We start from the raw sequence: 21,515 nt of genomic DNA, 5'->3' as shown, positions 1-21,515 counted from the left end.
TACATGAGCACACCCCTGGTGGAACAAAAAAGCAGGCTTCGATGGCCTGCTTTTTTTATGGGGCAACGACAATGCTTAGATGGAGAAGCTGGAACCGCAGCCGCAGGTGGTGGTGGCGTTGGGGTTCTCCACCAGGAAACGGGAACCCTGCAGGCCTTCGGTGTAGTCGACGGTGCCGCCCACCAGGTACTGGAGGCTCATGGGGTCCACCACCAGGGTCACCCCTTCCTTCTCGATCAGGGTGTCGCCTTCGTTGGCCTTCTCGTCGAAGGTGAAGCCGTACTGGAAACCGGAGCAGCCGCCACCAGTCACATAGACCCGCAGCTTCAGCTCGGGGTTCTGCTCTTCCTCGATCAACACCCGGACCTTCTTGGCCGCGGCGTCGGTGAAGTTGATGGGCAGGGGTGCGTCGCTCATGGATGGCTCCAAACTACAGGGGAGTAAGCATTATCCCCCTGTGCCGGGCTCCTGTGCAAGTTCCGCCCAAGGGTAGTGGCGCAGGCTCTCGCTCATGCCCTTGACCTTGAGGCGCAGGTCCAGGGTCTGGGGGACGAAGCCGTCCGGCAGCCAGAAGCGGCCGGAGAGGGTGTCGAGGTTACGCAGGGTGAAGTCCTGCCAGTCGGTGCCTTTCTTGCCGTTGTCGCCCTGGGCCGCTTCCACCAGGTCCAGGCTGAACGGCAGGCCGTTGAGGGTGCCGGAAAGCAACAGCCCCAGTTTGCCCTTGAGGTCGCGGCCCCCTATGCCCATCAGCTCCAGCTCGTAGCGCCAGGCCCCCTGGCCTTCCGGCACCATGTGCAGGGACTGCACCTTGACCAGGGCGTCCTGGGGGCTCAGGGCCTGGTTGAGACGGTCGAGATCCTCGGCCAGGCGCTGGTGTTTCTCGATGCTGGCCGCCAGCTGCTGGCGCAGGACCTGGTTGGTGGCCTGCTGGGCCTCGCTGCTGGCCTGGGCCAGGGCGCTTTCGGTGCGGGCCTTGCCGAGGGCCGCCACCAGCTCGGGGTTGCTGAGCTTGCTGAGGCGGCCAAAGGCGAAACCCATCACCAGGCAGAGCCCGGCGGCTATCCAGGGTTCATGCCGTTTCACACTGGGCCTCTGCCTCGCGTTTGGCGTCGGCCTCGCGCTTGGCCTGGGCGTCCGCCGCCAGGGTGCGGCCCAGCAATTGGCCGTAGAGCGGTTGGCCCCCCAGGGCCTGGGCCACCATGGTGGCGCCCAGACAGGTGATCAGCAGCGGCAGGATCAGCAGGTAGTTGTTGGTCATCTCTATGACCAGGATGATGCCGGTCAGCGGCGCCCGCACAGTGGCGGCAAAGAGGGCCCCCATGCCGGCGATGGCGAAGGTGCCGGGCTGGATGGCCATGCCCGGCAACAATGCCTGGCAGAGCACGCCAAAGCCCATGCCGAAGAGGGTACCGAGGGCCAGCATGGGCGCGAAGATCCCCCCAGGCGCGCCTGAGCCGAAGCACAGCAATGTGGTGAGCACCCGGCCCACGAACAAGAGCAGCAGGGCGCCGACGGTATAGCTGCCGACGGTGACGGCCGGGATCAGCTCGATGCCGCCACCGGTGAGATCGGGCCCGTAGACGGTCATCAGCCCCAGCGCCGCCCCCAAAATGCCTCCGATCACCAGGCGCCGGTCAAGGCGCCCCTGGTGGTAGTTGGCGTACCAGTCCTGGGTCTTGAGGATCGCTTTGTTGAAGAGGATGCCGAAGGCGCCGAAGAGGCCGCCCAGCAGCAGGTAGAGGGCCAGGCTGTCGAGCTCAGGCGGGCTGTAGCTGGGCATTTCGATGGAGGCGTCCTGGCCGATGAAGGTGCGGTAGACCACGTTGGCCACCACTGTGCCGATGAAGACGCACTTGATGGAGATAAGGCCGTAACGGAACTGGGGCCGCATCTCCTCGATGACGAACATGACCCCGGCCAGGGGGGCGTTGAAGGCCGCCGAGAGGCCGCCGGCGGCGCCGGCCGCCAGCAGCGCATGGGCGTTGTCCTTGGAGACCCTGAAGAGATCGGCCACCATCTTGCCGGCGGCGCCGCCCAGTTGCACCGTCGGGCCTTCACGGCCCAGCACCAGGCCGCCGCCCTGGGCCAGGAAGCCGCCGAAGATCTTCACCGGCAGCACCCGCCACCAGCGCACCGGCCGCAGGTTGTCCAGGGCCCCTTCGATCTCGGGGATGCCGGAGCCCGCCGCCTCGGGGGCGAAACGAAAGGTCATCCAGAGGGAGAGCACCGTCATCACCGCCGTCACCAGCATGGCCAGCAGCCAGCGAGGCAGGCCCCATTGGGCCCAGTGGCTGAGCCCTTCGACCCGCCAGGCCAGGATCTGGTGCAGCCCGAATTGGAAGCCGGTGGCCAGCATACCGGCCACTACCCCCACGACGGCGGAGAGCGTTAACAGCCATAGCGGTACCTTGTCGGCTGCGAGGAATAGCCGGACCAGGCTGCTTGACTGTGCTCTCGATTGCATGGCGTTGGAAGACAGTGAGTTACGAAGGCCTGGCAGTATAACAAAAGTGCTGAAAAAGTTGGCTTTTGTGTGGGCACCTTAGCCTCTATAATGTCGGTCCAGCCAGGCCAGTCCCTTCCCAAGGCTGGACGGCGCCCTTCCCCCCTGCCAATGAGGACGCCCATGAACTTCACCGGAGCCAATATCCTTTCCGTCAAACAGCTGGACAGAGACGCCATCGGCGAGATCTTTGCAGTGGCGGACCGGATGGAACCCTATGCCCACCGCCGCAAGCGCACCACTGTGCTGGACGGCGCCATCCTCGGCAACCTCTTCTTCGAACCCAGCACTCGCACCCGGGTCAGCTTCGGCTGCGCCTTCAACCTGCTGGGCGGCATGGTGCGGGAAACCGTCGGCCTGGCCAGCTCGTCCCTCTCCAAGGGCGAGAGCCTCTTCGACACGGCCCGGGTGCTGTCGAGCTACTCCGACGTCATCGCCATGCGCCACCCGGACGCCGGCTCCGTAGCCGAGTTCGCCAAGGGCTCCAGGGTGCCTGTCATCAACGGCGGCGACGGCGCCAACGAACACCCCACCCAGGCGCTGCTGGACCTCTACACCATAGAGAAGGAGCTGCAGGGCCGGGGCCAGGGCATAGACGGCATGCACATCGCCATGGTCGGCGACCTCAAGCACGGCCGCACCGTCCATTCACTGGCGAAACTGCTGCGCCTCTACAAGCACATCCGTTTCACCCTGGTGTCGCCGCCCGAGCTGGCCATGCCCGACGAGGTGCTGGCCATCCTCGACGACGCAGGCCACAGCTTCACCATCACCGACCGTCTGGAAGGCAGCCTGTCGGACGCCGACATCTGCTACCTGACCCGCATCCAGGAGGAGCGCTTCCCCTCCCTGGAAGACGCCCGCCAATACCGCGGCCGTTTCCGCCTCAACCAGGCCATCTACACCCAGCACGCCAAGTCCAATACCGTCATCATGCACCCCCTGCCTAGGGATTCCAGGGCCGAGGCCAACGAGCTGGACAACGACCTCAACGAGCACCCCAGCCTCGCCATCTTCCGCCAGGCCGACAACGGCGTGCTCATTCGCATGGCCCTGTTCGCCCTGACGTTGGGGGTCGACCACCTGCTGGAAAAATACGACGCCCCCGTGCTCTGGCACTCCACCAAGGCCGAGGGCCTTTGAGAAGGAAATCCCATGTCCCGTTCTGACGATCTCTTCAGCAAAGCCCGCCGCCTGATCCCCGGCGGCGTCAACTCGCCGGTGCGCGCCTTCAACGGCGTCGGCGGCACCCCGCTCTTCATCGAGCACGCCGAAGGCGCCTACATCTATGATGCCGACGGCAAGCGCTACATCGACTACGTGGGCTCCTGGGGCCCCATGATCCTGGGCCACAACCACAGCGCCATCCGCGACGCCGTGATCCAGGCCGCCCAGAAGGGCCTCTCCTTCGGCGCTCCTACCGAACTGGAAGTGGCCATGGCCGAGAAGGTCTGCGCCCTGGTGCCCAGCATGGACATGGTGCGCATGGTCAACTCCGGCACCGAAGCCACCATGAGCGCCATCCGCCTGGCCCGCGGCTACACGGGCCGCAACAAGATACTGAAGTTCGAAGGCAACTATCACGGCCATGCCGACACCCTGCTGGTCAAGGCCGGCTCCGGCATGCTGACCATGGGCGTGCCCACCTCCCCCGGCGTGCCGGCCGAGTTCGCCCAGCACACCCTGACCGCCACCTATAACGACCTCGACTCGGTCAAGGCCATCTTCGAGGAAGTCGGCGAGGACATGGCGGCCATCATAGTGGAGCCGGTGGCGGGTAACATGAACTGCATCCCACCCCAGCCGGGCTTCCTGGAAGGGCTGCGCGCCATCTGTGACAGGTACGGCAGCGTGCTGATCTTCGACGAAGTCATGACCGGCTTTAGGGTAGCCCTGGGCGGTGCCCAGGCGTATTACGGCGTCAAACCGGATCTCACCACCCTCGGCAAGGTCATAGGCGGCGGCATGCCGGTGGGCGCCTTCGGCGGCAAGCGCGCCATCATGGAATTCCTGGCCCCCATAGGCCCCGTCTACCAGGCCGGCACTTTGTCCGGCAACCCTGTGGCCATGTCCGCCGGCCTCGCCGCCTTGGGCGCTTTGGACCAACCCGGTAACGAAGAGAAGCTGGCCAAGCTCACCGAGCAGCTGGCCCTGGGCCTCAAGGCCGCCGCCGACAAGGCCGGTGTGCCCCTCACCGTCAACTATGCCGGCGGCATGTTCGGCTTCTTCTTCACCGCAGAAAAGCAGGTGACCAACTTCGCCCAGGCCTGCGGCTGTGACGTGGACAAGTTCAAGCGCTTCTTCCACCTGATGCTGGACAAGGGCGTTTATCTGGCCCCCAGCGCCTTCGAGGCGGGCTTCCTGTCCCTGGCCCATTCCGAGGCCGACATAGAGGCGACCCTGGCCGCCGCCACTGAGGCCTTCGCCGCACTTTGATGAAGACCCCAAAGGGGCTGTTGCTACAGCCCCTTTACATTTCCCCTGGCCAGGGTCTAGATTGGCCTCTCCTAATCCTATCCATCTGGTCATGTTTCACACGAGCTGGAGTTTGGCACCGGACAGTCGTCTGGCCGCCGTTGAATTGGTCCGGTATCAGCCGGAAAGCCACAAGGCCCAGTGGGGACTGCTCTTTGCCAGCGGTTTTCACCAGCCTGACGGTCTCTTGGCGGAAACCCGCCGCCAGTTGGGCGGCATTCCCCTCTTCGGCGGCAGCTGCTGCGGCATCATCACCCCGGCCGGTGTGGAGTACGGCGGCTTCGAAGCCTTGCTGATGCTGTTCGACAGCCCCCCTGACAGCCTCTGCCTGGACCAGGCGAGCCCCGAACCCCTGGCGCCCTGGCTGGGCCGGGACCATGCCCTCTGCTTCTTCGATCTGCTGGGCAGCCCCCTGCCCCTGGAAACCCTGGTACCGGACGGCCGCCTGCACGGCGCCGCCCTGCTGGGGGACTTCGGCCTGGAAAACAGCTTCGTGTTCTGTGGCGATCAGGTGACCAGGAACCAACTGGTGGCGGTGAAGGTGCCGGCACCGGCATTGAGCGGCATCAGCCACGGCGCCCTGCCGATCAGCGATCCCCTGACCGTCACCCAGGCCAGTGGCCAGCAGGTGCTGACGTTGGACGGCGAGCCGGCCCTGGACAAACTCATGGCCATCACCGGCCTCGACGAGGCCCAGCTCAAAGGCAGCATGCTGCGCCAACTGTCCTTGGGCCTGCCCTGGGGAGAGCGCTATTCCAGCCACATCATGGTGGCCACCGATAGCCAGGCACGCAGCCTGACCCTGGCCACCGGTCAGTTCCTTGAGGGCCAGCCGGTGGTGCTGATGAGCCGCAGCACCGACAGCACCTTCGAGGACATGGCCAACCAGCTTGAGCATTTCACCAAGGACAGACCCAGCTTCTACATCAACTGTGCCGGCCGCGCAGGCGCCTTCAGCTGCGCCATCCGCGAGGAAGCCCAGTTGGTACGCCAGCACCAGGGCAAGGCCCTGGCCGGCATCTTCTCCGGCGCCGAGCTGGCCGGCACCCAGGCCGGCCTGCGGCTGATGAACTGGACCGGGGTACTGCTGCAATGGTAGAGCAGGGCCTGCGCCAACAGTTGGCCGCCGCCTTGGCAGCCCAGACGGAGCTGACCCGGGAAGTCCGCTATTCCCGGGTGCTGGCGCTGTTGGTACGGGAAGGCTACCGGGGGGCGGCCGAAGCCGAGGAAGAATCGGCCCTCATTCGCAACCTGCTGCACCTCTTGCTCAAGAGCGGCCTGCTGGATGGCGCCGCCCTCTTTCGCAACCTGGCCGGGCGCTGGCGCTGCGCCGGCCAGCTGGGCCATTGGCAAGGGGGCCTGCCGCCCCTGGAAGGTGGCAACGCCAGCCACTGCTGGCAGCAGGGCGAGCCCCTGCCGCCCACCCTGACGCCCCTGGCCGGGCAAGACAACTTCAAGCGCCTGATGTTCCTCGGCAGCGGCGACTGGGCCCTGCTGCTGGGCCTGCGCAGCAACGAAGGCTCGGGCCTGCGCCTGGCCCTGGACGACCTGCCCTTCGTGGAGGCGGCCCTGTCGCTGTTCTCGGAGCTTATCCATCGCTTTCGCTTAGGCCAGAGCCTCAAGGAACAGACCACCCAGGATCCCCTGACCGGCCTGCCCAACCGCCTGCTGGCCTTCGACCGCCTGCAGCAGGCCCTGGTGGCCCACGAGGACCGCGACGGCCATGTCATGGTGCTGTTCGCCGACATCGACAGGTTCAAGGACATCAACGACAGCTACGGCCACTGGCTGGGGGATCACCTGCTGGCCGCCGTGGCCGGGCGCTGGCGGGCCGTGCTGCGCCCCGCCGACACCCTGGCGCGCCTCGCCTCGGACCAGTTTCTGATCATCCTGGAGCGGGCCTCCAAGGCCAAGACCGCCGAAGTGGTGGCCGAGAAGCTGCTGGCCTGCCTGGACCAGCCCTTCCAGCTCCAGGGCAAGCTGCTCAAGGTGGATGCCCATGTCGGCATCGCCATGTACCCCGAAGACGGCGCCGACCCCTCTGTGCTGATCCGCAACGCCGACGCCGCCCGCATCCAGGCCCGGGATCTCGGCGACAGCCGCTACCGCTTCTTCACCGCCGCCCTCAACGAATCCCTGTCGCGGCGCCTGGCCATGGAGAGCGCCCTGCGCCGGGCCCTGGAAAGAAACGAGTTCGAGCTGCTCTACCAGCCCCAGGTGCGGCTGCCGGGCAATGAGCTGGTGGGGGTGGAGGCGCTGCTGCGCTGGCACAACCCCCGCCTGGGCTCGGTGCCGCCAGACCAGTTCATCCCCCTGGCCGAGGAAGACGGCCAGATCCTGCCCATAGGCCACTGGGTGCTGGAGCAGGCCTGCAAGCAGCTGGCCGATTGGCAGACCAGGGGTTTCAGGCCCAGCATGGCGGTCAACATCTCGGCCCGCCAGCTGCGCGCCGCCGATTTCGTGCCCCAACTGGCCGGGTTGCTGGAACAATACGCCCTGGCCCCCGGCCAGCTGGAGCTGGAGCTGACCGAGCGGGTGGCCCTGGACGAAGCCAACCCTCAGATGCGCGCCTCGCTGCTGGCCCTCCAGCAGTTGGGTGTCCGCCTGGCCCTGGACGACTTCGGCACCGGTTATTCGTCATTGCGTTACCTCTCAGACCACCCTTTCGGGGTGTTGAAGATAGACAAGAGCTTCGTCCAGGCCCTCCCTTCCCGCGGCAAGGAATACACCCTGGTCGCCTCCCTGATCGCCGTGGGCCAGAAGCTGGGCCTGGAGGTGGTGGCCGAAGGGGTGGAGACGGCCGAGCAGCTGGAGTTGGTGGCCGGCCTGCAATGCCAGCTGGTGCAGGGTTACTACTTCAGCAAGCCCCTGGCGGCGGACGAGTTGAGCGCCCGCCTCAGCCGCCAGGACGGCCACTGGCAACTGCATTCCTGACACATAAAAAAACCGGCGCCGAGGCGCCGGTTTTGCTTAGCCAATCTCAGCCTTAGCCCCCGAAGAGCCTGTCCAGGAAACCTTTCAAGCCGTCGCATTTCACGTCGGGCAGGTTGCGGCTGTCGGCGGGCAGCAGCCGGCCGCCGTGGCCGCAATCTCCCAGGTATTGGCCATCGGCGTCGAACTGGGCGTCCACCACATCCTTGGGCGGGCGCAGCCGCAGGCTGATCGGGTGGCGGTAGTCCAGGTAGCGGCTGTAGAGGCGCAGGGCGCCGCTGGAGCCGGTAAGGCCTGAGCTGCCGTTGTCGTCCTGGCCCACCCAGAAGGTAGCCACGTCGCGGGCGTCGAAGCCGGAAAACCAGGAGTCGCGCAGATCGTCTGTGGTCCCCGTTTTACCGGCCAGTACCTTGTCCGGGAAGCGCCGGCCCAGGCTCTTGGCGGTGCCGCTGCTCACCACCTGGGTCAGGGCGTAGTCCACCAGGTAGGCCGCTTGGGGACTGACATTCTGCACCGCCTTGTCGCTGCGCTGCCAAAGCAGCTTGCCGTCGCCGCCGGTCACCTCGGACACCGCCGCCAGGGGCACCTCGGCGCCGCCCTTGGCCAGGCTCAGGTACATCTGGTTGACCTGCCAGGGCGACAAGGCCGCCGTGCCCAGGAACAGCGACGGATAAGGCGGCAGGTCGCCTGTCACCCCCAGGGCGCGGAAGCTGTCCTGCACCGCCGGCACCCCCAGCTTCATGCCGAGGTTGACGGTCGGCACGTTCAGGGACTGGGCCAGGGCGTCCATCAGGGCCACCTGGCCACGGAACTGGTGGTCGTAGTTCTGGGGTTCCCAGTCGTCACCGTTGCTCGATTGCAGCTTGATGGGCTGGTCCGGCAAGGGGGTGGCCAGGTTGAAGTCGGGCTCGGACAGGGCCGTCAGGTAGACGGCGGGCTTGGCCAGGGAGCCGATTTGGCGCCGGGCGTCCAGGGCCCTGTTGAAGCCGGCAAAATCCACCGTCTTGCCGCCGGCCATGGCCTTGGCGAGGCCGGTACGGGGGTCTGAGATCACCGCGGCCATCTCCAGGGGCTTGTTGCCGGCCACTTCCGGGAAGCCCACCGCTATGGCCTTCTCCAGGGCCTTCTGGGCCAAGGGTTCGAGGCCGGTGAAGACCCGCACCCCCTGCTGGTCGGCGATGAAGGGCTGGATGGTGCCGGCCAGCTCGCGGCGCACCTCCTGCATGTAGGCCGGCACTGTGGTGCTGAGCACCGATTTTTCCTTGGTCACCCCCAGGGGCGCCGAGACGGCGCGCTGGTAGACACCTTGATCGATAAGGCCCTGTTCCAGCATCACCTTGAGCACCAGGTCGCGGCGCTCACGGGCCCGCTCGGGGTGGCGGCGCGGATCATAATAGGAGGGGCCCTTGATGATGCCCACCAGCAGGGCGACCTGCTCGGGGGTCAGCTCGGAAACGGGGCGGGCGAAATAGAAGCGGGACGCCAGGCCCATGCCGTGCACCGCCTGGGCGCTGGCCTGGCCCAGGAAGATCTCGTTGAGATAGGCCTCGAGGATGCGGTCCTTGTCGTAGCGCAGGTCGATGATGAGGGCCATCAAGGCCTCGTTGGCCTTGCGCCACAGGCTCTTTTCCCGGGTCAGGAAGAAGTTCTTGGCCAGCTGCTGGGTCAGGGTGGAGCCGCCCTGGACGGCGTGGCCGGCCTTGAGATTGGTCCAGAAGGCCCGGGCTATGGACAGCGGCGCTATGCCGATGTGGTCGTAGAACTTGCGGTCTTCCACCTGGATCAAGGTCTTGGGCAGTAGCGGCGGCATGCCTTCCAGGGGGACGAAGATGCGCTCCTCGTCGTCGCTGCCCTGGCTCAGCAGCTCCACCAGGGCCGGCTCCACCCGTTCCACCGCCAGGGGCTGGCGGCTCTGGCTGTCGTAGACCTCGTCGATACGGTCGCCGTCGAAGGCCACCAGGATGCGCCTGGCCTGCTCCTGGCCTTCGGGGAAGAGGAAGGCGCGGCGGTACAGCTCCACCTTGGTGGCGGAGGCGGAAAACTCGCCGGGCTGGTCGGGGTTGGCCACCTTGCGGTACTTGAGCAGCTTGAGCTCTTCGATGAGCTGGTCACGGCTCAGCGGCGCCCCGGCATAGAGCGGCAGGGGGCGGGCGTAGATCTGGGCCGGCAGCTGGAAGGTCTGGCCTTCGAAGCGGTGGCGAACCACGCCGTCCAAGTAGACGCAGTAAAGGCCCAGGGCCGCCAACAGGGCCAGGCTCAGCTTGAGCAGGGTCGGCCAGAGGCGGCGCTTACCGCTGCCGGCCTTGGGCTTGGCGGTCTTCTTGGGGGCGGGCTGGCCTTTCTTCCTAGTCACTGGTTCTCACTCTGTTGCCGTTTCTTGGTGAAGCGGGTCGGTTTGGCATTGGCCGGATCTTCGGGCCAGTCGTGTTTGGGATAGCGGCCCCGCATCTCCTTGCGTACCTCGCTGTAACTGCCGGCCCAGAAGCCGGCCAGGTCCCTGGTCACCTGCAAGGGCCGGCGCGCCGGGGACAGCAAGGCGCAGGTGACGGTCACGGCCCCGTCGCAGAGGGTGGGAGAGGCCAATTGACCATAAAGGGCCTGAATCGGCACTGACAGTACCGGCGGCTCGTCCGGCCTGTACTCCAGGGCGAAGTGCTGGCCGGTGGGCACCAGCAGCTTGGAGGGCAGCTTGTCGTCCAGCAGCTTGGGCAGCGGCCAAGGCAAGAGCCCCCGCAGGGCCTGGGCCAGGTCCAGCTTGGCCAGGGCCCCCTTGCTGCGGATCTCCCCAAGGTAAGGGCCCAGCCAGTCCTCCAGGGCGGCCATCAGGCTGTCGTCGTCCACCAAGGGCCAGGGCTCCCCCGGCAACCACAGGGCGGCGCACTGGATACGCAGCTGCAGCTGGCGGGCGCCCTCGTCCCAGGGCAGGGACTGGCTGCCCTGGCGGCGCAGCCAGTCACAAAGGGCCTTGACCTTGTCCTCGCGGCTCAGATCCGCCAGCGGTTTGCTGGCCAGCACCAGGGCACCGTAACGCTCTTCCTGCTGGGCCACCAGCCTTTCGCCTTCCCAGTCGAGGCGCGGCTGCCAGCGGATGTGGCGCTCGTGCAGCGCCCGCCAGTCGTCCTCGTCGACGGGGGCGGCCAGGCGAATGAGGGCATCGCCCTTGTCGCCGCTCATCTGCGCCACCACCAGCCAGGGGCAGCCCCAGAGCCTGTCCCCTTCGGCCAGCACGGCGCCCCGGCCCATGGCCAGGCGGTAGCGGCCCGGCGCCACCTGGCGGGCGATGCGCTCCGGGTAGGCCAGGCTCAGCATGGCCCCCAGGGACCAGTCGGCGTCCCCCTGGGCCTTGAGCTGGCGCTGGTAGCGCTCGGCCTGGCGGGCTATGGCATGCTTGCCCAGCATCGGCAGGCGGCTGGCGATGTCGCTGTCCCAGCTGGCGAAGGGATCCCGCTCTTCCAGCAAAGCGGCCAGCAGGCAGGCTTCCTTGAGGTCCCTAGCCGCCTCCTGGGCGACCTGGGTCAGCATGTGGGCAAGGCGGGGGTGGCAGCCGAGGCGGGCCATGGCCCTGCCGGCCGCCGTAATCTTGCCGGCCTCCAAGGCGTCGAGCTGGTCCAGCAGCTGCTGGGCCTCGCGCCAGGGCTTGGCCGGGGGGCTGTCCAGCCAATGGAGCTGGCCGGGCTCCGTGCCCCATTGGGCCAGCTCCAGGGCCAGGGGCCCCAGATCCGCCTCCAGTATCTCCGGCGGGCTATGCTGGGCCAGGCTCTGCTGCTGGCTCTCGCCCCAGAGGCGGATGGCGATGCCGGGTTCGAGGCGGCCGGCCCGGCCGGCCCTCTGGGTGGCCGAAGCCTGGCTGATGCGGCAGAGCTTCAACTGGCTCATGCCGGTGGCGCCGTCGAGCATGGGCCTGCGGCACCAGCCCGCGTCCACCACCAGGCGGATCCCTTCGATGGTCAGGGAGGTCTCGGCGATGGGGGTGGCCAGCACCAGTTTGCGCCGGCCAGGCTTGGGCGGCGCTATGGCGGCGTCCTGCAGGCCCTTGTCCAAGTCGCCGTAGAGGGGGTAGCAGTCGATGTCCTCTGCCAGCCGGCCCTCGAGGTTCTGGGCCAGGCGGCGGATCTCGCCGCCCCCCGGCAGGAACACCAGCATGGAGCCGGGCTCTGCTGCCAGGGTGTTGAGCACCACCGACTCGCAAAGCCCCAGCCAGGGCTGGTTGGGCTTTGGGGCCTGGTAGCGGATATCGACGGGGAAGCTGCGGCCCTGGCTCTGCACCCGGGCGCAGGGTTCGAGGAAGCGGCGCAGCCGCTCCCCTTCCAGGGTCGCGGACATCACCAGCAGCTTGAGATCGTCCCGCAGCCCTTCCTGTACGTCCAGGGCCAGGGCCAGGGCCAGGTCGCCGACCAGGTTGCGCTCATGGAATTCGTCGAAGATGACCAGGGAGATGCCGTCCAGCTCGGGATCGTTTTGCAGGCGGCGCACCAGTATGCCTTCGGTGACGATCTCCAGGCGGGTGCCCGGTCCCACGGCGCTGTCGGTACGGGTGCGGTAGCCGATGGTCTGGCCGGGCTTTTCCCCCAGCCTTGATGCCAGGTAGCGGGCCAAGCTGCGGGCCGCCAGCCGCCGGGGTTCGAGCATCAGGATGCGGCCAGGGAGCTTTGGCAGCAGGAACAAGGGCACCTGGGTGGACTTGCCGGCACCGGGAGGCGCCTCCAGTATCACCCTGTTGCCTCCCTCAAGGGCGGCCCAGAGCTCGGGCAGGACTTCATCGACAGGCAGGGATAGCAATGCCAAAGTCTTCCAATAACCAGTGATGGAGGCATTGTAACACGGTGATGAAGCGACTCTTCTTCGGCCTGAGCCTCGGCGAGGCGGACAAGACGGCCCTGGCCCAGTGGCGGGAACAAGCCCTGCCGGCCATCCGCAAGCCGGTGCCGGTGGCCAACTTCCACCTGACCCTGGCCTTCGTCGGCGGCCTCTCACCAGCGGCCATGGCCGGGGCCCTGGCATTGGCCGCCGCCTTGCCCTTCGCCCCTTTCGACCTGGTGCTGGACAGCTTCGGCCAGTGGCCAAGGTCCGGCATCGCCTTCCTAGCCCCCAGCCAGCCACCGGAGGCACTGATGGCCTTGGCGGCCGAGCTGCAGGCCATATCCAATAACGTGGGGGGCTTTGCCGACCATCGCCGCTACCAGCCCCACCTGACCCTGGCCAGGGGCGCCCACAGGCCCATGGAACCGCTGCTGCCCCCGCCGGCTTTGCACCTCAGGGCTGAGCACTTTGCCCTCTTCGAGTCTGCCGCCGGTCGCTACCAGGAGATCGCCAGCTTGCCACAAGCACAAAAAAAGGAGGGTTGACGCCCTCCTTTTCGCATCATGGACAGAGGCTTAGTGGCCGATGTTCTTGTCCAAGAAGGCCAATACCTTCTTGAACAGCTTTTCCCTGTGCTCCGGCAGGTAGAAACCATGGCCTTCGGTGGGCTCTTCATACCACTCGAAGGGCTTGCCGGCCGCCTTCATGGCATCCCTCAGCTCTTCGGCATGATCTATGGGGGCTATATCGTCCTGACCGCCGGCGATGATCAACACCGGCCCCTTGAGCCTGTCCACCAGATGGATGGGTGATTGCGCCTTGAGGGCGGCCTCATCCTCACCCAGCACTTTCTTGCGGTAGTTCTCGGCGCCCTGGCCGGTGAAGAGGCCGGGGTTGTCGAACAGCAGCGGCAGATCGTAGATGCCCACATAGCCGATGGCGCAACGGTAGAGCTCCGGCTCCCTTTCCGCGCTCATCACAGCCGCATAGCCGCCGAAGGAGCCCCCCAGGCTGCAGACCCTGGAGCCGTCCACGGTACCGTCCTTGATGAGCTGGCGGACACCGTCTGTCATGTCGTCTATGACCAGGCTGCCCCAATGACGGTAACCCGCCTGCTGGAAAGCCTTGCCATAACCACCTGAGCCGCGGAAGTTGGGCTGGAAGACGGCATAACCTCGGCTGGCCAGTACCTGCACCATGCTGTTGTAACCCCAGCCGACTCTCACCTCGTCTGGGCCACCATGGGCCATCAGCACCAGAGGCAGCGCCTTGTCCTCGCCTTTGGGCAGGGTCAGGTAGCCTTGTATCTCCTGGCCATCACGGGCCCGATAATGGATGAGACGGGTCTTGGCCAACTGCCCTGCCTCAAGCCAGGGTCTGGCGCTGAGCAGGAAGCTGACCTCCTTGGCCTTGCGTTCGAAGAGGTAGAAGTCCCCTGGCGTCCTGTCCCCGCTCACCGCCACCACCAGCACCTGGCCGTCCCGGGTGGCCGAGGTGATATCCACCCGGCTGCCAGGAAAGGCAGCCATCAAAGCATCGAGGTCCCGGGCGTAATCGCTATTACCGCCGCCGTCGAAGAAGACCACTTGGGGGAGCTTATCCTCCACCCTGGCCCCTATAACCCCACCTGGCAGGCTGCCCTGGAAGTCGAACAGCGGTTCGGCATCCACCTTGGGGTTGCGGTAGAGCAACTGCTCCTTGCCGGTGGCGGGGTCGTAGATCACCAGACCCCGGGTCTGGGCGCCCCTGTCGGACAAGCCCAGCACCCGCTTGTCATCGGCCATGAAGCGCAGGGGGATAAAGCCCCCTTCGGCCTCGTTGAAGGACACCAGCCTCTGCCATTCATCGCCGTTCTTGTCCCGGTAAGCCACCAGGGTTTCATTGTCATGGGCCAGGTCGGCCCCCACGGCGAAGCGCACGTTGCCCTGGTGGTCGGCCACCAGGTGGGTGCCCTTGACCGGGGGCCGGGTCACCTGGATCTGGCGTCCTGAATAGATGTTGAGGCGGTAGACGGTGGGATAGGACAGATCCCCTGTCTTGAAGGGCTGGGCTGCTACCAGTATCTGTTCGGGATCCTTGGGCAACCAGTCGATGATCTCGGCCCAGGCCTTCAGCGGTTGGCGGGGAGCGCGTTCCCCAAAGAGCATCAGCCGCCGGGAGCCGTCGGCATTCATGGCGTAGATCTCACCCGTCTCCAAGGGCCTGTCCAGGGAACCGTCCGCATGGGTTAAGGTCATCACCAGGCGTTCGTCGTTGGCCCAGTAGAAATGGGCCAGGGAATCCCGGCCGTTGAAGTCCAGGCGAGACAACACCTTCCTGGGTTCCTTGCGGGTCAGCACCACCAGGCCGACGGTACCGTCGTCCTTCTCCATGGCGGCGGCCAGGTATTGGCCCCCTGGGGAGATCTTGATGTTCTGGAATCGGGCTTGACGGGCAAAGTCGCCCAAACTGGGAGGCGGCGCTGCTGGCGCCGCCAATACGGCAGGGCACAGCAACGCCAAAAACAGCAGCATCCTTGTCATGAATTTTTCCCTGTAAAACAACAACTCAGGGAAATTAACAAAAACAAGGGAAACAATCCCTTGTTTTTTAACAACTCAATCAAGCGAGATCCAGCAGGCTGCGGGCGACTGTCCTGATCCCCCGGGCGGTGGCGCCGGCGGCCCAGAGGCCGTTCTCGTTGTTGTTGAAGCAAGCTGCCAGATCCAGGTGCACCCAGCCCTTGCCGCCATTGGGTACGAAGCGGGACAGGAAGCCGGCGGCATTGGAGGCCCCACCGGCGCCGCCCCCCTTGACCGGGCGGCTGTTGGCGGTGTCGGCGTAGTTGCTGGGGCACTCGTTCTGGTGGAAGGGCTCCAGGGGCAGGGGCCAGGCCGGCTCGGCTTCGCCGCTGGCGATGGCCAGCACCTTGCCGGCAACCTCCTGGTCCAGGGCAAAGAGGGCGTTGTAGTTGCTGCCGACGGCGGTCATGGCGGCGCCGGTCAGGGTGGCGGCATCCATGATCAGTGGCGCGCCGGACTCGCCGGCCATCAGCAGGCCGTCCGCCAGCACCAAACGGCCTTCTGCGTCGGTGTTGACTATCTCGACAGTGGTGCCGTTCTTGTAGGTGAAGATGTCACCCAGCTTGTAGGCGTGGCCGGAAATGAGGTTCTCGGCGCAGCAGAGGATGAGCCGCACCCGCTTGTCCAGACCGCGCAGGATCGACAGGGCCAGGCCACCGGTGACCATGGCGGCGCCGCCCATGTCGGCCTTCATGTTGAGCATGCCCTCGGAGGCCTTGATGGAGTAGCCGCCGGAGTCGAAGGTGATGCCTTTACCCACCAGGGCGGCGGCCACGGGAGCTTCTTCACCGCCGGGATTGTAATCCAGCACCAGCATCACCGGCGGGCGCACAGAGCCGCGGCCCACGTTGTAAAGGCCTGTCCAGCCGGCGTCCTTGAGGGCCTCGCCGGAGATCATCTTGTAGCTGACCTTGTCGCCGCCCAGGGCGCTGATAAAGGAAGCGGCCTCGGAAGCCAGCACCTGGGGAGACTTCTGCTCAGGGCCCTTGTTGGTGATGTCCCTTACCCAGCGGGCCACCTTGAGGCGGGCGTCCAGTTCGGCATCGTCGCCGGCCCAGCGGATCTGCTCGCCACCCAGGGTGGACATGAAGCCTTCGGCGAAGGCCCACTGCAGTTCCTGGTCGAAGCCCTCCCCCAGCTGTACCTGGGTGATGCCCTGGCTGCGCAGACGGCGGCCGGCCTGCTGGACGCGGCGGCGCTCGGTGGCATGCACAGTGGCGGTATTGCCGGTAAAGCTCAGCAGCGCCTTGTCGCCCCAGTGGGCTTCGGCAGCATCTTTGGTCAGGTTAACCTTCAACCAGTCACTCATCGGGTTACTCCTTCTGGACGGCGAACGGGGTAAATAGGAAGGGCAAAGATAATACACTAGCGGCAAAGACGAACCCAGAGAGGCCACATGAAGTTTCAGCCCCCCCTGGAAAGGGCCACACTGCAAAAGCGCTACAAGCGCTTCCTGGCCGACATCGACGGCGAACGTGGCCAGCTCACCATCCACTGCGCCAACACCGGCGCCATGACCGGCTGCGGCGAAACGGGCGACACCATCTGGTATCGCCATGACCCCAGCCCCAGAAAGAAGCTGCCGGGCAGCTGGGAGCTGACCGAAAAGGATGGCGACCTGATTTGCATCAACACGGCCCGGGCCAACGCCTTGGTAAAAGAAGCCTTGCAGGCGGGTCGCATCAAGGAGCTGGCCTGGGCCGAGCGTATCCTGCCCGAACAGCCCGACGGCGCCGGCAGCCGGGTCGACTTTCTATTGGAAGGCCAAAGCCGGCGCCTCTGGCTGGAAGTCAAAAGCGTAACCCTGCATCTGGGCGACGGCATGGGCGCCTTTCCCGACGCCGTCAGCCAGCGCGCCCTCAAGCATCTGGACGCCCTGGCCGCCAAGGTAGAGGCAGGGGAAGAAGCGGCACTTTTGTTTACGGTGATGCACACCGGTATTACCCAGGTCAGGGCGGCTGAACATATCGATCCGGTCTATGCTCAAAGGCTTAAGGAGGTGATACAGAGAGGCGTTAAGGTGCTGGCATACAAGGCGAGGATCACCACCGAAGGCATGGACCTTGACAAAGCGGTTAAAGTCGTCGTCTAGGCGTTGTCCTGACGGTGACTATCTGTTATAGATAGCCGCCTTAAACGAGCTGAAGGCTCACATCATCCTGATGATTAGGAGAGTCAGCATGGCTGAAACCAAGAAGAAAAGCTCCCTGGGGGTCCTGTCGATCGCCGGTGTAGAGCCTTATCAAGAGAAGCCAGGCGAAGAGTACATGGGCGAGGCTCAACTTGCGCATTTCCGCAAGATCCTCGAAGCATGGCGTCGCCAGCTCAGGGAAGAAGTGGATCGCACCGTGACCCACATGAAGGATGAAGCAGCCAACTTCGCCGATCCGGCCGATCGTGCCTCCCAGGAAGAAGAGTTCAGCCTGGAGCTGCGCACCCGCGACCGCGAGCGCAAGCTGATCAAGAAGATCGAGAAGACACTGCAAATCATCGAAGACGGTGACTACGGCTTCTGCGAATCCTGTGGCGTCGAGATCGGCATCCGCCGCCTTGAAGCCCGTCCCACCGCCGAGCTGTGCATCGACTGCAAGACCCTGGCGGAGATCCGCGAGAAACAGATGGCCGGTTGATGACCGGCTATGTGGGGCGTTTCGCCCCCAGCCCCTCAGGGCCGCTGCACCTGGGTTCCCTGGTCGCGGCCCTTGGTTCTTTTCTGGATGCCCGCGCCCATGGCGGCCGCTGGCTGGTCCGCATCGAAGACATAGATCCTCCCCGCGAAATGCCCGGCGCCAGCAGCGCCATACTCCGCACCCTTGAGGCCTTCGGCCTGCACTGGGACGGCGAGGTGCGCTACCAGAGCCGCCACCATCAGGACTACGACGCCCTCTTGGCCAGGCTCGGCAGCCAGGGGCACCTCTACCGCTGCGCCTGCACCCGTAAACAGCTCAAGGAGCAGGGCCTGCACCTGCGTGCCACCTGCAACCCACCGGCTCAAGGCGCGCCCGCCGCCCTGCGTTTTCGCAACGACGCCCCTATCACCGGCTTCTGGGACAGAGCCCAGGGTCAGGTGACGGTGCCACAGGCACTGGCCGCCGAGGACTTCATCATCCACCGCAAGGACGGCCTTTATGCCTATCAGTTGGCGGTGGTGGCGGACGACATCGACCAGGGCATGACCCACATAGTGCGGGGCAGCGATCTGGTGGAAGCCTCCGTCTGGCAGCTGCAACTGTATCGGGCCCTTGGGGCCGCCCCCTGTAGCTACCTGCACCTGCCATTGGTGCTGGGAGAAGACGGCCAGAAGCTCTCCAAGCAGAACCACGCCGCCCCCATAGACGACGCCAACCCCCTGCCGGCCCTGCGCCAGGCCCTTTGGCATTTGGGGCAACAGGTGCCGCAAGCCGACAGCGTCGAAGACCTGCTCAAGGCCGCCGTCACACAATGGTCGCACCTGGATGATTCTCAACCGGCCCAGGCTCGGGTATGATTTGCGGCCTGAATATCAGGTTCCACGTTAGGTGAACGCCATTATTTCCCGAGTGATAGACTTTTGCCGCCGTATGGTCGGGGGCAAGGAAAGCGAGCCCAGTGCCGTCATTCCCCGCGACGAGCACAACATCAGCCGCAAGGACATCAGCGACAACGCCCTCAAGGTGCTCTACCGCCTCAACAAGGCCGGTTACGAGGCCTACCTGGTGGGCGGCGGTGTGCGCGACCTGCTGCTGGGGCTGCACCCCAAAGATTTCGACATCGTCACCAATGCCCACCCCGACGATATCAAGAAACTGTTCCGCAACTGCCGCCTGGTGGGCCGCCGCTTCCGCCTGGCCCATATCCTCTTCGGCCGTGACGTCATCGAAGTCGCCACCTTCCGCGGCAGCCTCACCGACAACCCGGACGCCGCCCGCTCCGAAGAAGGCATGCTGCTGCGGGACAACGCCTACAGCGACTCGGTGGAAGAAGACGCCCTGCGCCGCGACTTTTCCATCAACGCCCTCTACTACAACATCGCCGACTACAGCATCGTCGATTTCGCCGGCGGCATGCAGGCCCTGGAAGAACGCCGTATCGAGCTGATCGGCGATCCGGCCACCCGCTACCGTGAAGATCCGGTGCGGATGCTGAGGGCCGTGCGCTTCGCCACCAAGCTGGACATGGACATAGCCCCGGATACGGCCAACCCCATCCGCGAGCTGGCGCCACTGCTGGACGACATCCCCGCCGCCCGCCTCTTCGAGGAGTGCCTCAAGCTGTTCATGGCCGGCCATGGCCTGGACAACTTCCGCATGCTGGCCGACTACGGCCTGCTGCAACGGCTCTTCCCGAGCCTGGCCCCCTACCTGGACGATGCCAAGGCCCGCCGCCTCATGGAACTGGCCCTGGACAACACCGATCAGCGGGTCCGCACCGACCAGAAGAGCACCCCGGCCTTCCTCTTTGCCGCCCTGCTCTGGCCTGTGCTGGACATCCGCGCCCAGGACATACTGCTGGAATCCGGCCTGCCCAGTAACGACGCTTACCAGTTGGCCATGAACGAGGTGCTGGACGACCAGTGCCGGCGCATCGCCATACCGCGCCGCTTCACCACTACCATCCGCGAGATCTGGACACTGCAGCTGCGCCTGGACAAGCGCGCCGGCCGCCGTGCCGAACGGCTCTTCGAACACCCACGCTTTCGCGCCGCCTTCGACTTCCTGGAGATGCGCGGCGAGGTGGAAGGCAAGGAGATCAAGGCCCTGGCCCAGTGGTGGCAGCAGTACCAGCTTGAGGATGAGTCCGGCCGCCGCCACCTGGTATCCGGCCTCTTCGAGGCCAAGGGACCCAAGCGCCGCAAGCCCCGCAAACGCCGCCCCAGGGCTCCCCAGACCCAGGCATGAGTAGCCTCGCTTTTATCGGGCTGGGGGCCAACTTGGACGCCCCGGCCCGCCAGCTCTGGCAGGCCTTGCACCACCTGGCGGCCCTGCCACAAAGCCGCCTGCTCCAATGCTCCAGTTTCTATGCCTCCAAGCCCATGGGCCCCCAGGACCAACCCGATTACGTCAACGCCGTGGCAGTCCTGGAAACCGGGCTGGAGCCTCTGGCCCTGCTGGACGCCCTGCAGGCCATAGAAGAGCGCCAAGGCCGGGTGCGCCAGCGCCGCTGGGGGGAACGCACCCTGGATCTGGACCTGCTGCTCTTCGGCGACCAACGGCTCGATCTGCCCAGGCTCCAAGTGCCACACTATGGGCTCAAGGACAGGGACTTCGTGCTGCTGCCGCTCTGGGAACTGGCTCCCGAACTGGTACTACCAGATGGACAACCCTTGGCAGCCCTGGTGCCCGAAGCCGAGGCCCTGGCCAAGGTCGCCGAGCCCCTTTGACAAGGGGACGCCTTGGGTTAGAGTAATCGCCCTAATTTCGCTCTGAAGGTCATGTCATGAGCAAAGTCAACGAAGCCGCGCTGCGAAAGCGCATCTCCACCGCCAGCCTCCTGAAGATGAAGGAGAAGGGGGAGAAGTTCTCCAGCCTCACCGCCTACGACGCCAGCTTCGCCAAACTCTTCGACGAACAGGGTGTGCAGGTGCTGCTGGTCGGCGACTCCCTGGGCAACGTCATCCAGGGCAAGGACGACACCCTCGGCGTCACCATCGAGGAGCTGGCCTACCACACCCGCTGCGTGCGCGCCGCCAGCCAGAGCGCGCTGCTGGTTACCGACATGCCCTTCATGAGCTACGCCACCCCTCAGCAGGCCTGCGAGAACGCCGCCACCCTGATGCGCGCCGGCGCCCAGATGGTCAAGCTGGAAGGGGGCGAGTGGCTCTGTGACACCATCAAAACCCTGGTGGAGCGCAGCGTCCCTGTCTGTGCCCATATCGGCCTGATGCCCCAGTCCGTACACCTGATGGGCGGCTACAAGGTGCAGGGCAAGACGGTGGAAGATGCCGAGCGCATATTGCGTGAAGCCAAGGCCCTGGAAGCGGCCGGCGCCCAGCTGCTGGTCATAGAGTGTGTCAGCCAGAAGGTGGCAAAGGCCGTGACCCAGGCCCTGCGGATCCCGGTGATCGGCATAGGCGCCGGCCCCGATACCGACGGCCAGGTGCTGGTGATGCACGACCTCTTCGGCATCAGCGCCGGCCATATTCCCAAGTTCTCCAAGAATTTCCTGATCGAAACCGGTGACATGCAAAGCGCCGTCAGCCGTTTCGTCACCGACGTGGCCGAGGGGCGTTTCCCTGCGGCCGAGCATTCGTTTGATTGAGGTAGCCG

18 protein-coding genes are annotated in these 21,515 nt (G+C 65.6%); 11 read left to right on the top strand and 7 right to left on the bottom strand.

Annotated elements, in window-relative coordinates; all coding sequences use genetic code 11:
* Positions 1–75: 75 nt before the first annotated feature.
* Genes erpA through clcA form a run of 3 tightly spaced genes read right to left on the bottom strand, consistent with a single transcriptional unit; the run spans position 76 to position 2,464 of the window.
* Complete coding sequence (gene erpA / locus PVT67_RS03465) at positions 76–417, bottom strand: iron-sulfur cluster insertion protein ErpA (RefSeq protein WP_301497859.1); 342 nt, start codon at positions 415–417, stop codon at positions 76–78.
* 30 nt (positions 418–447) lie between these two features.
* A complete protein-coding gene (locus PVT67_RS03460; protein WP_301497857.1) occupies positions 448–1,083 on the bottom strand; it encodes a DUF6776 family protein in 636 nt (211 codons plus the stop codon).
* On the bottom strand, positions 1,070–2,464 hold the full coding sequence (clcA, locus tag PVT67_RS03455; RefSeq protein WP_301497854.1) for a H(+)/Cl(-) exchange transporter ClcA: 1,395 nt from the start codon (positions 2,462–2,464) through the stop codon (positions 1,070–1,072). Before clcA ends, PVT67_RS03460 begins: the two co-directional genes overlap by 14 nt.
* 162 nt (positions 2,465–2,626) lie before the next feature.
* On the opposite strand from clcA, the gene PVT67_RS03450 reads away from it, so the two are divergent.
* From PVT67_RS03450 to PVT67_RS03435, 4 genes are all read left to right on the top strand, one after another.
* Positions 2,627–3,646 carry an aspartate carbamoyltransferase gene (locus PVT67_RS03450; RefSeq protein ID WP_301497852.1) on the top strand — a complete coding sequence of 340 codons (1,020 nt, stop codon included), beginning with the start codon at positions 2,627–2,629 and terminating at the stop codon, positions 3,644–3,646.
* Between the two features lie 12 nt (positions 3,647–3,658).
* On the top strand, positions 3,659–4,939 hold the full coding sequence (gene hemL / locus PVT67_RS03445) for a glutamate-1-semialdehyde 2,1-aminomutase (RefSeq protein WP_301497849.1): 1,281 nt from the start codon (positions 3,659–3,661) through the stop codon (positions 4,937–4,939).
* 91 nt (positions 4,940–5,030) lie between these two features.
* Positions 5,031–6,077: an FIST N-terminal domain-containing protein gene (locus PVT67_RS03440; protein ID WP_301497847.1), complete on the top strand. Its 1,047-nt coding sequence runs from the start codon at positions 5,031–5,033 to the stop codon at positions 6,075–6,077.
* The gene (locus tag PVT67_RS03435) at positions 6,071–7,912 is read left to right on the top strand and encodes a putative bifunctional diguanylate cyclase/phosphodiesterase (RefSeq protein WP_301497845.1); all 1,842 of its coding nucleotides are present in this window, start codon (positions 6,071–6,073) and stop codon (positions 7,910–7,912) included. The genes PVT67_RS03440 and PVT67_RS03435 overlap by 7 nt, the downstream gene beginning before the upstream one ends.
* Before the next feature lie 52 nt (positions 7,913–7,964).
* Here the strand turns inward: PVT67_RS03435 and mrcB are convergent, their stop codons facing one another.
* Together mrcB and hrpB are read right to left on the bottom strand one after the other, a co-directional pair.
* The gene (gene mrcB, locus PVT67_RS03430) at positions 7,965–10,262 is read right to left on the bottom strand and encodes a penicillin-binding protein 1B (protein WP_301497843.1); all 2,298 of its coding nucleotides are present in this window, start codon (positions 10,260–10,262) and stop codon (positions 7,965–7,967) included.
* Entirely contained in the window at positions 10,259–12,694 is a 2,436-nt protein-coding gene (hrpB, locus tag PVT67_RS03425) for an ATP-dependent helicase HrpB (protein WP_301497841.1), read from the bottom strand. Before hrpB ends, mrcB begins: the two co-directional genes overlap by 4 nt.
* 41 nt (positions 12,695–12,735) lie before the next feature.
* On the opposite strand from hrpB, the gene thpR reads away from it, so the two are divergent.
* Positions 12,736–13,254, top strand: a complete 519-nt coding sequence (gene thpR / locus PVT67_RS03420; RefSeq protein WP_301497839.1) for an RNA 2',3'-cyclic phosphodiesterase — start codon at positions 12,736–12,738, stop codon at positions 13,252–13,254.
* 30 nt (positions 13,255–13,284) lie between these two features.
* Here the strand turns inward: thpR and PVT67_RS03415 are convergent, their stop codons facing one another.
* Positions 13,285–15,231: an alpha/beta hydrolase family protein gene (locus PVT67_RS03415; RefSeq protein WP_301497837.1), complete on the bottom strand. Its 1,947-nt coding sequence runs from the start codon at positions 15,229–15,231 to the stop codon at positions 13,285–13,287.
* 79 nt (positions 15,232–15,310) lie between these two features.
* The gene (pepB, locus tag PVT67_RS03410; RefSeq protein WP_336407799.1) at positions 15,311–16,579 is read right to left on the bottom strand and encodes an aminopeptidase PepB; all 1,269 of its coding nucleotides are present in this window, start codon (positions 16,577–16,579) and stop codon (positions 15,311–15,313) included.
* An 87-nt stretch (positions 16,580–16,666) separates the two neighbouring features.
* Between pepB and sfsA the strand changes: the two genes are divergently transcribed.
* The 6 genes from sfsA (at position 16,667) to panB (ending at position 21,507) form a co-directional block, all read left to right on the top strand.
* Positions 16,667–17,362, top strand: coding sequence for a DNA/RNA nuclease SfsA (gene sfsA / locus PVT67_RS03405; protein WP_301497835.1), 696 nt, complete (start codon positions 16,667–16,669; stop codon positions 17,360–17,362).
* A gap of 88 nt (positions 17,363–17,450) precedes the next feature.
* Positions 17,451–17,900, top strand: coding sequence for an RNA polymerase-binding protein DksA (gene dksA, locus PVT67_RS03400; protein ID WP_419181025.1), 450 nt, complete (start codon positions 17,451–17,453; stop codon positions 17,898–17,900).
* Positions 17,900–18,757, top strand: coding sequence for a tRNA glutamyl-Q(34) synthetase GluQRS (gene gluQRS / locus PVT67_RS03395; protein ID WP_301497833.1), 858 nt, complete (start codon positions 17,900–17,902; stop codon positions 18,755–18,757). The genes dksA and gluQRS overlap by 1 nt, the downstream gene beginning before the upstream one ends.
* Before the next feature lie 40 nt (positions 18,758–18,797).
* A complete protein-coding gene (gene pcnB, locus PVT67_RS03390; RefSeq protein ID WP_336407832.1) occupies positions 18,798–20,147 on the top strand; it encodes a polynucleotide adenylyltransferase PcnB in 1,350 nt (449 codons plus the stop codon).
* Positions 20,144–20,629, top strand: a complete 486-nt coding sequence (folK, locus tag PVT67_RS03385; protein WP_301497832.1) for a 2-amino-4-hydroxy-6-hydroxymethyldihydropteridine diphosphokinase — start codon at positions 20,144–20,146, stop codon at positions 20,627–20,629. The genes pcnB and folK overlap by 4 nt, the downstream gene beginning before the upstream one ends.
* 56 nt (positions 20,630–20,685) lie before the next feature.
* On the top strand, positions 20,686–21,507 hold the full coding sequence (gene panB / locus PVT67_RS03380; protein ID WP_301497829.1) for a 3-methyl-2-oxobutanoate hydroxymethyltransferase: 822 nt from the start codon (positions 20,686–20,688) through the stop codon (positions 21,505–21,507).
* Positions 21,508–21,515: the final 8 nt, after the last annotated feature.

The organism is Gallaecimonas kandeliae (assembly GCF_030450055.1).
GTDB classification, from domain to species: domain Bacteria; phylum Pseudomonadota; class Gammaproteobacteria; order Enterobacterales; family Gallaecimonadaceae; genus Gallaecimonas; species Gallaecimonas kandeliae.
This window is presented reverse-complemented; position numbering and strand designations above follow the sequence as displayed.

Coding starts and splice junctions, on each gene's coding strand:
- sfsA (WP_301497835.1), top strand. CDS start 16,667: ATGAAGTTTCAGCCCCCCCTGGAAAGGGCCACACTGCAAAAGCGCTAC.
- thpR (WP_301497839.1), top strand. CDS start 12,736: ATGAAGCGACTCTTCTTCGGCCTGAGCCTCGGCGAGGCGGACAAGACG.
- hemL (WP_301497849.1), top strand. CDS start 3,659: ATGTCCCGTTCTGACGATCTCTTCAGCAAAGCCCGCCGCCTGATCCCC.
- PVT67_RS03450 (WP_301497852.1), top strand. CDS start 2,627: ATGAACTTCACCGGAGCCAATATCCTTTCCGTCAAACAGCTGGACAGA.
- gluQRS (WP_301497833.1), top strand. CDS start 17,900: ATGACCGGCTATGTGGGGCGTTTCGCCCCCAGCCCCTCAGGGCCGCTG.
- erpA (WP_301497859.1), bottom strand. CDS start 417: ATGAGCGACGCACCCCTGCCCATCAACTTCACCGACGCCGCGGCCAAG.
- clcA (WP_301497854.1), bottom strand. CDS start 2,464: ATGCAATCGAGAGCACAGTCAAGCAGCCTGGTCCGGCTATTCCTCGCA.
- PVT67_RS03435 (WP_301497845.1), top strand. CDS start 6,071: ATGGTAGAGCAGGGCCTGCGCCAACAGTTGGCCGCCGCCTTGGCAGCC.
- PVT67_RS03415 (WP_301497837.1), bottom strand. CDS start 15,231: ATGACAAGGATGCTGCTGTTTTTGGCGTTGCTGTGCCCTGCCGTATTG.
- dksA (WP_419181025.1), top strand. CDS start 17,451: ATGGCTGAAACCAAGAAGAAAAGCTCCCTGGGGGTCCTGTCGATCGCC.
- pepB (WP_336407799.1), bottom strand. CDS start 16,579: ATGAGTGACTGGTTGAAGGTTAACCTGACCAAAGATGCTGCCGAAGCC.
- PVT67_RS03440 (WP_301497847.1), top strand. CDS start 5,031: ATGTTTCACACGAGCTGGAGTTTGGCACCGGACAGTCGTCTGGCCGCC.
- folK (WP_301497832.1), top strand. CDS start 20,144: ATGAGTAGCCTCGCTTTTATCGGGCTGGGGGCCAACTTGGACGCCCCG.
- panB (WP_301497829.1), top strand. CDS start 20,686: ATGAGCAAAGTCAACGAAGCCGCGCTGCGAAAGCGCATCTCCACCGCC.